Consider the following 320-nt stretch of genomic DNA (forward strand, 5'->3'; position numbering starts at 1 on the left):
AGGCATTGCTCCATTGCGCGGGCGTTTGTGTCCACGTCACCTCGATGCCGCTGCCGATCGCGTCGCCGCCCGTGCCCGACTTGTAGGTACTAGCCCAGCCGAGGCCCTGCAATTCGACGGGAGCCGCTTCGGGAGCGGGGCCCACGTGGGTCGCCGGTCCCGCGCCGTGGGTCTTGCCGAAAGAGTGACCGCCCGCGATCAGCGCGAGGGTCTCCTCGTCATTCATCGCCATGCGGCCGAACGCGTCGCGAATGTCCTTTGCCGCGGCGACGGGATCGGGGTTGCCGTTCGGACCTTCCGGGTTCACGTAGATCAGCCCC

At 68.1% G+C, this 320-nt stretch carries 1 protein-coding gene; it reads right to left on the reverse strand.

All coding sequences use genetic code 11. The features are described 5' to 3' along the window. Positions 1-320 (reverse strand): peroxidase family protein (locus tag SB772_RS39755; RefSeq protein ID WP_410838487.1); only part of this gene is annotated, 320 nt, incomplete at both ends.

The organism is Paraburkholderia sp. SIMBA_030, assembly GCF_046535245.1.
In the GTDB taxonomy this organism is placed as follows: Bacteria; Pseudomonadota; Gammaproteobacteria; order Burkholderiales; family Burkholderiaceae; genus Paraburkholderia.